This window comes from Marinobacter sp., assembly GCF_039977835.1.
Classification (GTDB): Bacteria; Pseudomonadota; Gammaproteobacteria; order Pseudomonadales; family Oleiphilaceae; genus Marinobacter.
In genome coordinates, this window is record NZ_JBDWCL010000043.1 from 176,733 (window position 1) to 188,150 (window position 11,418).

Annotated in this window: 10 protein-coding genes; 6 read left to right on the top strand and 4 right to left on the bottom strand. The window is 57.7% G+C overall.

Annotated features, from left to right (window positions below; all coding sequences use genetic code 11):
* Window positions 1-11 precede the first annotated feature (11 nt).
* The gene (locus ABJM11_RS12985) at window positions 12-2,222 is read left to right on the top strand and encodes an acetyl-CoA hydrolase/transferase C-terminal domain-containing protein (RefSeq protein ID WP_348296309.1); all 2,211 of its coding nucleotides are present in this window, start codon (window positions 12-14) and stop codon (window positions 2,220-2,222) included.
* The gene (locus tag ABJM11_RS12990; protein ID WP_348296310.1) at window positions 2,222-2,680 is read left to right on the top strand and encodes a peptidylprolyl isomerase; all 459 of its coding nucleotides are present in this window, start codon (window positions 2,222-2,224) and stop codon (window positions 2,678-2,680) included. Before ABJM11_RS12985 ends, ABJM11_RS12990 begins: the two co-directional genes overlap by 1 nt.
* 2 nt (window positions 2,681-2,682) lie before the next feature.
* Here ABJM11_RS12990 and ABJM11_RS12995 read toward each other — a convergent pair whose 3' ends face one another.
* Both ABJM11_RS12995 and ABJM11_RS13000 read right to left on the bottom strand, forming a co-directional pair.
* A complete protein-coding gene (locus ABJM11_RS12995; RefSeq protein ID WP_348296311.1) occupies window positions 2,683-3,489 on the bottom strand; it encodes a lysophospholipid acyltransferase family protein in 807 nt (268 codons plus the stop codon).
* A 34-nt stretch (window positions 3,490-3,523) separates the two neighbouring features.
* Complete coding sequence (locus ABJM11_RS13000; protein ID WP_348296312.1) at window positions 3,524-4,288, bottom strand: GNAT family N-acyltransferase; 765 nt, start codon at window positions 4,286-4,288, stop codon at window positions 3,524-3,526.
* Between the two features lie 302 nt (window positions 4,289-4,590).
* Here ABJM11_RS13000 and ABJM11_RS13005 point away from each other — a divergent pair, with 302 nt between their 5' ends.
* The 3 genes from ABJM11_RS13005 to glpK all read left to right on the top strand — a co-directional run bounded on the left by ABJM11_RS13005 (window position 4,591) and on the right by glpK (window position 8,750).
* Complete coding sequence (locus ABJM11_RS13005; RefSeq protein WP_348296313.1) at window positions 4,591-5,328, top strand: response regulator; 738 nt, start codon at window positions 4,591-4,593, stop codon at window positions 5,326-5,328.
* 58 nt (window positions 5,329-5,386) lie between these two features.
* Window positions 5,387-6,961 carry an ATP-binding protein gene (locus ABJM11_RS13010; protein WP_348296314.1) on the top strand — a complete coding sequence of 525 codons (1,575 nt, stop codon included), beginning with the start codon at window positions 5,387-5,389 and terminating at the stop codon, window positions 6,959-6,961.
* Window positions 6,962-7,268: 307 nt separating this feature from the next.
* Window positions 7,269-8,750, top strand: a complete 1,482-nt coding sequence (gene glpK / locus ABJM11_RS13015) for a glycerol kinase GlpK (RefSeq protein WP_348296315.1) — start codon at window positions 7,269-7,271, stop codon at window positions 8,748-8,750.
* 20 nt (window positions 8,751-8,770) lie between these two features.
* Here glpK and ABJM11_RS13020 read toward each other — a convergent pair whose 3' ends face one another.
* A complete protein-coding gene (locus ABJM11_RS13020) occupies window positions 8,771-9,841 on the bottom strand; it encodes an ABC transporter ATP-binding protein (protein WP_348296316.1) in 1,071 nt (356 codons plus the stop codon).
* A gap of 4 nt (window positions 9,842-9,845) precedes the next feature.
* Window positions 9,846-10,760, bottom strand: a complete 915-nt coding sequence (gene argF, locus ABJM11_RS13025; protein ID WP_348296317.1) for an ornithine carbamoyltransferase — start codon at window positions 10,758-10,760, stop codon at window positions 9,846-9,848.
* A gap of 329 nt (window positions 10,761-11,089) precedes the next feature.
* On the opposite strand from argF, the gene grxD reads away from it, so the two are divergent.
* A complete protein-coding gene (gene grxD, locus ABJM11_RS13030; RefSeq protein WP_027831190.1) occupies window positions 11,090-11,416 on the top strand; it encodes a Grx4 family monothiol glutaredoxin in 327 nt (108 codons plus the stop codon).
* Window positions 11,417-11,418: the final 2 nt, after the last annotated feature.

Below are 11,418 nucleotides of genomic sequence, written 5' to 3' on the forward strand. Positions count from 1 at the left end.
GGAGTATTGCCATGGCAAAGGAACAACCGGTAACGCTTGAAAGGAGCACTGAGTGTGTGGACGAGTTGATCCGCCGTGTGGGCAAGAAGATCACACTTGGTCTGCCTCTGGGTCTTGGTAAGCCGGTCCGCTTTGTAAATGCCCTGTATCAGCGTGCGAAGGAGGACTCCTCCATACAGTTGCACATCGTTACCGCGCTGTCGCTGACCGCCCCGGGTGGGAGTTCGTCACTGGAAAAACGTTTTATGGGGCCATTTGCTGAGCGGCTCTACGGCCGGATTCCGGAGCTTGAGTACGCACGGGACGTTATCCGGCAAAAGCTGCCGGACAACGTGACAGTGTCGGAGTTCTTCTTCAAGGCAGGGTCCTTTCTCAATAACGAAACGCAGCAACGAAACTACGTCTGTACCAATTACACCCACGCCGTCCGTGATCTGATGGCGCTTGGCGTCAATGTGGTGGGGCAGATGGTGTCGCCGCTTTCCCGGGAGCCTGATCAACAGGGGGATTTCAGCCTGAGTTGCAATCCGGACCTGACACTCGATCTCATTCCCTTGCTCAGGGAGCGGGAGGAAGCAGGAATGCCGGTCGCTATCGTAGCTGAAACCAATCGCTACCTTCCTTTCATGGGCAACGATGCGGCGGTGGCGCCAAGTCATTTTGACATCGTTCTCGAGCACGAAGAGTCTGATTACCCTTTATTCTCTGCTCCGCAGATGTCGGTCAGCCCGGAAGACCACATGATCGGTTTTTATGCCAGTGCGATGCTCAAAGATGGTGGCACCCTTCAGGTAGGCATCGGCTCCCTGGGAGCAGCGTTGGTTCACAGTACCATTCTGAGGCACACCGATAACGAGCATTGGAAAAAGGTTTTTGACCATCTCAGGGTTGCCGAGCGCTTTCCGGTGGTTAATGAGGATGGTGGCACTGGCACCTTTACGGAAGGCCTCTACGGTTGCAGTGAGATGCTGGTAGACGGATTCATCTATCTGATGGAAGCCGGTGTATTGAAGCGAGAGGTGTTTGATCATGCAGGCTTGCAGACAATGATCAACCGGGGCGAGTTGGCGCACACGGTCTCACTGGACACGCTGGACCTGCTGCGTCGCGAAAAACTGATTGCCTCCCCTCTGCGGGCTCGGGATGTGGAGTGGCTGTGTCGTTACGGTGTTTTCCATTCGGACGTTGAATTCAAGGGCGGGCGGCTGAGGATAGGTGAAGAATCACTCGAGCCGGACCTGGACAGTGACGATGACCGGCAGGCCATTGCTTCCATGGCCCTGGGTGAGAGGTTGACCGGCGGTATTGTTCTCCACGGTGGCTTCTATGTCGGCCCGGAACAGTTCTATCAGCGCTTGCGGGACCTGTCGCCGCAGGATCGACAGCGAATCTGCATGACCAGCGTGAATTACATCAATCACCTTTATGACCACGCCTTTGGCAACCAGCGCCTTAAAGTTTCGCAAAGAGTTCACAGCCGTTTCGTCAACTCGGCAATGATGTACATACTCAGCGGGGCGGCGGTCTCTGACGGGCTGGATGATGGTCGTGTGGTCAGTGGCGTGGGGGGGCAGTACAACTTTGTAGCCATGGCTCATGAGTTGCCGGGAGCCCGGTCTGTGCTGACGTTGAGCAGTACCCGTCGTTCGGCGGGTAAAACCCTCTCCAACATCGTGTTCAGTTACGGTCACTGCACCATTCCCCGTCACCTGAGGGATATTGTTATCACCGAGTATGGCATTGCGGACCTGCGCGGCCAGTCAGACGAACAGGTATACCTTCGCCTGATCCGCATTGCCGACTCCCGGTTCCAGCAGGACCTGTTGAACCAGGCCCAGAACGCAGGAAAAGTGGATGCGTCGTTCCGGTTGCCGGACGAGTGGCGCAACAACACTCCGGAAGCGATACAGGCTGCTATTCGCGCGGCTGGTGACACTGAGGTATTTCCTCCCTTCCCATTTGGCCGGGATTTCACCGATGAAGAACTGAGGTTGGGCAAGGCACTGCAGACCTTGAAGGCCGCAACGGCGACCCGTCGTGGTAAACTGGCAGTCTTGTGGCATGCAGCGAAGGCAAAGGATGACCAGGGCCGGTACCGGTCGTTGCTGGAGCGCATGAGTCTGGACAAGCCCAGAGGGCTGAAAGCCAGGCTGGATCAACGCCTGGTTATTCATGCACTGAATCTGACTGATACACCGGAAACAGGAAACTCTACTGCCTGATGCAAAAACCTGCCGTATTTACCGTTCATTATGTTCTCAAGAACAAAGTGGGAGAACTGGTCGACACTTCCGAGGGCAGCGAGCCGCTGCATTTCCTGGAAGGTAGCCCGGAGATCATCGAAGGCATCCAGAAAGCGGTGAAAGACCGCAACGTGGGGGACTGCCTGGAAGTCACCGTACCGCCGGCCATGGCCTATGGCGAACACAATCCGGAACTGATCCGCAAGGTCCCCCGCTCGATGTTCGAGGGGGTGGAAAACCTGCAGGTGGGGATGAAATTCCAGACCAATACCGGCGACAGAGCCCAGGTGGTCCAGGTGGTGGGGATTGATGGCAATCTCGTTCGGGTCGATGCCAATCACCCGCTGGCCGGTTTTACGCTCTACTTCGACCTGGAAATTATTGGCAAGCGTGAAGCCACGGAAGAGGAAATAAACGCAGGCCATCCGTTGAGCTGAGGTTACACGTCCGGGCTGGCAATAACCGCCGGCCTGGCAGCTTCCCGGTCTGACGGCCACCCGGCCTGTATTTGCCACAGGCCTTCCCGAACGGTCTTCTGCAATTCCCCCGACAACTCCGACAGTTCATTGCTGCAGGTCGGGGCTACTGGCGGATGGGCGATTATGCCCACTTCTACGGCCGGCTGGCGGAGCATGCGGACCAGATGATGGTGAAACTCATCATCGCCGATAAAAGGAGCCAGGTGGTCCGGGTGACCGTTGCGCAGGTACCCGATACTGATCGGCTGAATCTCCACGCCAGCATCGGCTGCAGCCTGCAGCAGACGGCTGTGAAACGGCAGAACCGTGACGCCCGAGGTTGTGGTGCCTTCCGGGAATACCAGTACTGACTGCCCGCTCATTAGCGTAGTGGCCATTTCGCGTCGGGCCTGCCCGGCCTTTCCGCTGCCACGCAGGATAAACAGTGTGCCGGCCTGCTTCGCCAGCCAGCCGATAACCGGCCAACGCCCCACCTCCGCCTTCGACAGAAACCTCAGTGGCACCATGCTCCCGAGCACCGGAATATCAGACCACGAGATGTGATTGCTGACATAGAGCACGGGGCGGCGGCTGAAGGTGCCCTGAGTAGACACCCGAAAACCCAGGCACCGGCTGGCGCCGGCGAAGCAGAAGCGCGCGAATGGCGCCCGGTCGATCCGGCGCCGGACAAGAGTCTCCACAAGCCCCAGAGAGCCCGCGAGCAAGGCAGTGAGGGCCAGAAATACCGTAAAGAGTGTGAGTCTGGTGGTCAGGCGTATCAGTTCCATAGCTGGCTCCCGGATGACTTTATGGAGGTGCCCCTCAACGGGCCTTGTGACGCATGAAATGGCGGTTGTAGCGGCTGGCCAGGTTGTTTACATCCAGCACCACCAGCAGATCTGCGCAACGGAAATCCGGATCCCAGCAGGGTTCTCCGCACACACGCGCGCCGAGCCGCATATAGGCCTTGATCAGCGCCGGTACATCGACTGGTCGGTCTTCGTTGAGGGTACGGGTGAGGTGGGGGAGTGCCCGCAAGGGAGTCACCCGGTATTCTTCACTGGCCAGGAATTCCCGCTGAAGGTAGCGGGCAATGCGCCAGGCTTTCAAACCGCCGTCAGACATACCTATACTGGCACATCCGATCAGGTAGTCCACGTTCCGTGACACTAGGTACTCTGCTACCGAAGCCCATAGCAGGCTGATGGTGGCACCGTTGCGGTAATCGGGATGAACGCAGGTACGTCCGAGTTCAGCAAGCGGCCCCGGAAGCTGATACAGTGAGGAAAGTTCGAATTCGCCCTCGGAATAGAAGCCTCCTGCCTCCTTGGCCTTGTTGTGATGGAGCACCCGAGTGGTCGCCACCAGCTTGCCGGTATATTCGTCGGTGACAATCAGGTGATCGCAATAGCGGTCGAACTCGTCGGCATCGATTCCGGGGTTGGTGGCTCCCAGATCCGAACCATACTCTTCCGAGAACACCTTATATCGCAGTCTCTGTGCCGCTTCGACGACCTCCGGTTGCTGGGTGATCACGGTTTTAAGCCGGCGGACCGGGCGTGGTAGTGGGGCTGTCTGGGCGTTCATGGCTGGGCCTCTTTTATGTTTGCTTTCGGACAAGGCTATGAACCCGGTGTGACACCGAAATGAAAAGGGGATGACGACTTCGTGACAGGCGTGCTGGGGCAGGTGTCGTGGTGTGACCTTTGTCACGGGCTGTAACGAACCGGCGGTTCCATGTATATTTCTGAATAGCATGTATAATTGCTGTTACAGGAGGTAGCCTGTATTGTCAGTGACATGGCAGACCTTCTGAGCAACGACTCTTGTCCGGCCAGGTGGGGTGAACCTGACCGGAAGCTTCAAAAACCGGAAAAACAAAATCAGAGATGGACGGCGTGGAACAGACGAACGAAAGTTGGCGGATTCTTATAGTCGAAGATGATGAGAGGCTGGCAGAGCTGACCAGGGAGTACCTGGAAGGCAACGGTCTGTCGGTCGCTCTCGAAACCCACGGTGGCAACGCGGTTGAGCGTATCCGCAAGGAGCAGCCTGACCTGGTCGTGCTTGACCTGATGCTGCCCGGCGAAGACGGGCTGTCCATCTGCAGGCGTGCCCGGCCATTCTATCCCGGGCCCATCATCATGCTCACTGCCCGCACGGATGATCTGGACCAGGTCCTCGGTCTGGAAATGGGGGCTGATGATTACATTGGCAAACCGGTTCAGCCCAGGGTGTTGCTGGCAAGAATCCGGGCCTTGCTGCGGCGGGTTACGGAAAACGGTTCCGCTGCTGCCGAAGAGGGCAGTGGCGAAGAGCCGGTCAGGTTGCAGTTCAACGACCTGGTGGTAGACCGCTCTATGCGCGAAGCGTGGCTGAACGATGACAGCATTGATCTGACCAGTGCCGAATTCGACCTGCTGTGGTTGTTGGCCAGCAATGCCGGCCGGGTTCTCAGTCGTGAAGAAATCTTTACCGCGCTGAGAGGGATCGAATACGACGGGCAGGACCGCTCGATTGACGTCCGGGTTTCAAGAATAAGGCCCAAGATCGGTGATGACCCCATTCATCCGAGGCGCATAAAAACCGTACGCAGCAAAGGCTATCTGTTTGTAAAGGAAGCCTGACTGTTCAGTCTCTGGCGCTGGCCCGTCCGGGCCGGCGTTCATTGCCAGGGTTATCGCAATGCCCCTCAAGTTTTTTCTCAAGCTTTATGCCCGCCTGATTGGCCTGACCTTTCTGATTCTCCTTCTTTGTGCAGCGCTTTTCCTGGGTGTGAACTCTGTACGGGAGCAGTTCTGGCAGGAGCGGTTTGCGGCGCCATTGCTGCACTGGATTGCAGCCACGCCCTATCCGGATCAGCAATATCACTGGCTTGAGTCATTCTATGATTTCCGGGTGACCTCCCCCGACGACCTGCTATTCTCCGATGTCATCATGGAGCGGTTGTCCTATGGCCAGGTCGTGGCACTGGAAACCAGTATTGGCCAGCAGGTGATGATGCAGGATGGCCAGGGCCTTATTCTCGAACTGCGATTCCGGGATATCTACAGTGACGTTGCCGAAGCAACCGCTCTGATTGCGCGCATCCATCTTGACGACATGCCGGTGGAAGGACGGGAAGAGGCCATGACGCAGCTCTCCGATGCGCTGGCGGTGGACATGGTGCCGGTCCAGGACCAGTCTGCACTCCCGGATTCGGATGTTCTGGAGCGTGTCTCTGAGCGCGGCATTTCGCTTTATCACCACCCGTCGCATGACAAGGCTCATGTGTTGCTTCGGCTGGAAGATGGCACCCTGGTGGACCTGGCAATGCCGTCGCAATTCGATGCCTGGGCCTGGCCGGTGGTAATGCTCCTGCTGGTCGTTGCAGGCAGTGTGTTGGCGCTGGCACTCTACCTGGCTCTTCGTGATGTGGATAGCAATCTTCGTGCTGTGGAGTCCGTGGCTATCCGTATCGCCCGAGGTGAGATGGGTGCCCGGGTGGATGCCGGCGACAGCCGGCTGGTGTCGCGGCTGGCGGCAGCTTTTAACAGCATGGCGGAGCATATCCAGAGGTTGGTGGGCGTGCAGCGGGAAATGATTCACGCGGTTTCCCACGAACTGAGAACGCCGGTGGCGCGCATTCGTTTTGGCGTCCAGATGATTGAGAGCGCCAGCAGCCCGGAAGCGTTGCAGAAACAGCTGGATGGCATCGACGGCGATATCCAGGAACTGGATGAGCTTATTGACGAGATACTGACCTATGCGAGGCTGGAGCAGGGCGGGCCTGTCTTCGCGCTGCAGGAAACGTCGGTCTCGGACATCGTTCGCCAGGTGGTCAGCGAACAGCAGATGACCCGTCCCGAGCACAGCATTGAAGCGGATATTGACGACGAATCGGAGCGCTGGTCATTGTCGGATCTGGAGCCCCGGTATCTGCATCGGGCGGTCCAGAATCTGGTGGGTAACGCGGCCCGCTATGCCGCCCGGAATGTCAGGGTCCATTGCCACTTTGATGAAGACAATTGTCGCATCGATGTGGAGGATGATGGCCCGGGTATTCCCGAAGAGGACTGGGAAAAGGTATTCACGGCTTTTGCCCGTCTGGATGACAGCCGCACCAGAACCTCCGGCGGTTACGGTCTTGGTTTGTCCATTGTGAGAAGAATTCTGTATTGGCACGGCGGCCAGGCGTTTGTCAGCCGCAGTGATGAGCTGGGTGGTGCCCGGTTCAGCCTGGTATGGCCTCGCAAGAAGCCGACAGAACACAGCCTGTGAGGGCGGTTTTGTGACCGGCTTCTCGATGTCTCACCGGATGTAACAAACGAGCAACACAACCACAACTGAAGGGCGCCTCAATTAGCGGGATACTGATTGTGTAAGGGATGACTTTTGAGGTTGTAGTTCTTACGAACTTTCCTTGTTTCATTCGTCATTTGAGGGCCGGTTTTCCGGCCCTTTTTTTATGGCTTTCTTTGTAATCCTGTCTCTCTCCGGCCCTCTGCCCATAGCGTTATCCCCGTTCCTTTGAGAAGATTGCGGCATCAACAACAATGATGCTGATAACTCTGAAAGGACGCCTGAAATGACTCAGTACCTGCTTGCCATCGACCAGGGGACAACCAGTTCCCGCGCCATCGTGTTCGACGCAACCGGCACCTCTGTGGCGACTGCCCAACAGGAATTCCACCAGTATTTTCCTAAAGACGGCCAGGTTGAGCATGACGCCCGGGAAATCTGGGGCAGTACCCTGGCGGTTTGTCGTGAGGCGCTGAAGGAGTCGGGCATCAGTGCTTCAGCGCTGGCCGGTATCGGCATCACCAATCAGCGTGAAACCACGGTCATCTGGGATCGGAAAACCGGCGAGCCTATCCACCACGCCATTGTCTGGCAGGATCGACGCACGGCATCGGTTTGTACAAAACTTAAATCCGATGGTCACGAGAATACTGTTGTTGACCGTACGGGGCTGCTTATTGATCCCTATTTTTCAGCCACCAAGATCGCCTGGATACTGGATCATGTTGAGGGAGCCAGGGCCAGGGCCGAGGCCGGAGAGCTCGCCTTTGGCACCGTGGACAGCTGGCTGTTGTGGAACCTCACCGGCGGCCGTTCGCACCGGACCGATGCCACCAACGCCTCCCGCACCGCACTGTTCAATATCCACGAACAACGGTGGGACGATGAGCTGCTGGCCCTGTTCCGGGTGCCGGCGGCTCTGCTTCCAGAGGTGCTTGATTCAGCCGCGGACTTTGGGGTTGTCGACGAACAGTGGCTCGGTGCGCCTGTGCCGGTGGCGGGTATTGCCGGGGATCAGCATGCCGCCCTGATTGGCCAGGCCTGTTTTGAGCCGGGCATGGCGAAAAGCACTTACGGTACCGGCTGCTTTCTGATGCTGAATACGGGAGACAAAGCGCTGCGTTCGGAGAACAGACTGCTGACGACCATGGCCTACCGGCTCAATGGCAAGCCCTGTTTTGCGATGGAAGGCAGCATATTCGTCGCCGGGGCGGCCATGCAGTGGCTGCGGGACGGACTCCGTCTGATCAGGCACGCCAGTGAGTCCTCTGCGTATGCCACGGAGGTAGGCGTGGACAATCCCGTATACCTGGTGCCGGCCTTTACCGGACTTGGCGCCCCACACTGGGATCCCCATGCTCGCGGCGCGATCATGGGCCTGACCCGGGATACGGGGATCGCGGAAATCGTCACCGCCGGCCTGCAGTCCGTTTGCTACCAGACCAAGGATCTGATTCGGGCTATCCTGAACGATGGTGCGTCCCTGCAGGCATTGCGTGTGGATGGCGGCATGGTGGTGAACGACTGGGTAATGCAGTTTCTCGCCGACATTCTGAATGTGTCAGTGGACCGTCCGAGGGTAACGGAAACCACGGCCCTGGGGGCCGCCTACCTGGCCGGGCTGCAAACCGGCGTTTACCGGAGCCTGGACGAGATAGCACAGCTGTGGGAGCGCGAACACCGTTTTGAGCCGGTCATGCGGCCGGCCCTGAGGGAGAAGCTCTACGCTGGCTGGCTGGATGCTGTCGAACGGGTCTGTAATAACTGAACCGGTAGAGGAGTCCCGGTTCAGACCCTCTCGAACGCGATCAGATGGTCGGCTTCAACCCGTACCGGTACATGTTCACCCAGATAAAAGTCCAGGTGGCTGCGGAACAGTGCTTCGAATTCGGTGTCTTCCGAACACCGGAAACGATAGAGGGTTGAGGTGCCGGCAAAGGTCTTTTCCACAACCCGGGGTTTCAGGTCTGACTCCGCATCGTAAACAATGTCATCCGGACGAATCAGCACATCCACCAGGGTGCCGGGCTTCCACTTGTACGCCCGGTTGCCGCGGATGACCCCCAGCTCTGATTCTATGGTATCCGGTCCCAGTGCCTTGCCCGGTATGAAGCCACCCTGGCCAACGAATCCCGCTACAAAACGATTGGCCGGCTCGTGGTAAAGGTTATAGGGAACATCCCACTGCTGGATGCCACCATCCTTCAGAACCGCCACCTGATCACACATAGCGAACGCTTCCTGCTGGTCATGGGTAACCAGAATCGCACTGATGCCGAGGGTTTTCAGGATTTCCCTGACATCGAGGCTGAGCCGGCGACGAAGGTCCGCGTCCAGATTGGAGAACGGCTCGTCCAGCAGGATCAGCGTTGGCTCGGGGGCTAGTGCCCGGGCAAGTGCTACACGCTGTTGCTGGCCTCCGGACAATTCGTGGGGGTAGCTCGCTGCGAGGTCCTGAAGATGAACCAGTTGCAGCAGTTCCATGACCTTCTGGTGCTTTTCTTTCCGGTCTTCGTTACGTAGGCCGAATCCCACATTTTCGGCAATTGTCAGGTGCGGAAACAGGGCATAGTCCTGAAACACCATGCCGATACGACGCTTTTCCGGTGCCAGGGTGCGGTCGGGGAGGCTGATGGAGCTGGACTGCAGTCGAATCTCACCGGTATTGATCGAGAGAAACCCGGCCAGCGCCCGCAGAATAGTGCTTTTGCCGCAGCCACTGGGGCCAAGCAGGCAGCCGATGTCGCCATGGCTGAGGGCAAAACTGACATCCTTTACAACAGAGACGTCACCATAGCCGCAGGACAGATTATTTACTTCCAGCAGCCAGTCGGCGGGCTGTACCAGGCTTTCGGTCATCCAGTCAATCCAGTCGATTGAGTATCAGAAACTCGAGCAATGCTTTCTGGGCATGCAGGCGGTTTTCAGCTTCGTCCCAGACGACGGAGCGCGGATGCTCCATCATGTCCGCGGAGATCTCCTCACCGCGATGGGCGGGCAGACAATGCATGAACAAGGCGTCGTTGTCTGCCAGCTTCATCAGTTCCGGATTGATCTGATAGTTACGGAATGCTTTTTCCCGAGCCTTCTGCTCATCTTCCTGGCCCATGGAAGCCCATACATCGGTGACCAGCAAGTCCGCTCCTTTGGCCGCCTCAGCCGGGTCGCGAACGATGGAGACATACTTGCCCTCGTTTTCAATCAGCCTGGAGTCTGGTTCATAACCTTCCGGGCATGCCACACGCAGGTGGAATCCGAACTGTGCGGCGGCATTGATATAGGACTGGCACATGTTATTGCCATCGCCGATCCAGGCTACGGTACCACCGCGGATACTTCCGCGATGTTCGCGATAGGTCTGCATGTCGGCCAGCAGCTGGCAGGGATGGAAGTCGTCGGTGAGCGCGTTAATTACGGGGGCTCTCGATGCAGCTGCAAACTTCTCGACGGTGCTGTGGGCGAAGGTGCGGATCATCACCGCATCCACCATGCTGGAAATGACGATCGCCGAATCTTCAATGGGTTCGCCGCGGCCAAGCTGGGTATCGCGGGGAGACAGGAAAAGGGCGGCACCACCGAGTTGTGTCATGCCGGCTTCAAACGAAACCCGGGTGCGAGTAGAGGATTTCTCGAAGATCATGGCCAGAACGCGGTTCTTCAGAGTTTCCCGCACGGTCCCCTGGCGCCATTCCTTGCGGAGCCGGGTGCCGTGATCCAGCAGTTGCTCGAGCTCGTCAGAGCTCAGGTCATTGAGTGTGAGAAAATGTCTTGCTGCCATGCGATGGCCCTTAGTTAATCGAAAAACCCTGCCTGTGTGTTCCGGGGCATGTTCGTGGTTACAACCGGCCCGCAGCAGTCATTGCCCTGAAACGACAATACGCCAGCTCGCGGCTAAGGTCGCACTGGCGGGATACAAAGACGGGGGTTGCCTGGCTGCCTGAAAGGCAGGGGCTCAAGTCTAGCCCGTCGGGGTTCTGAAGACAACGCCAGTGGCGGGGTGGTTGCGTTGGATCAACGCCAATGTTTGGTGCCAATGCTGGTACGTGTACAATGGGGTCAGTCAGGTGGCCGCAAGGCGATCCCGTTTTCAATGAGAGGTATGTATCCATGGATATTAACGAAACCATCAAGAGCCAACTCGAGGAAAACCCCATTATCCTTTATATGAAGGGTACTCCCCAGGCCCCGCAGTGTGGCTTCTCCGCCAAAACCGTTCAGGCCCTGATGGCTTGTGGCGAGCGGTTTGCCTTCGTGAATATTCTTGATAATCAGGAGCTCCGTGAAGGCCTGAAGGTCTACTCAAGCTGGCCGACCTACCCCCAGCTGTACATAAACGGCGAGCTGGTTGGTGGCTGCGATATCATTCTCGAAATGTCCGAGAGTGGTGAGCTGGCAGAGCAGGTCAAGGCTGCTGCCAAGCAGGCCGAAGCCTGAGA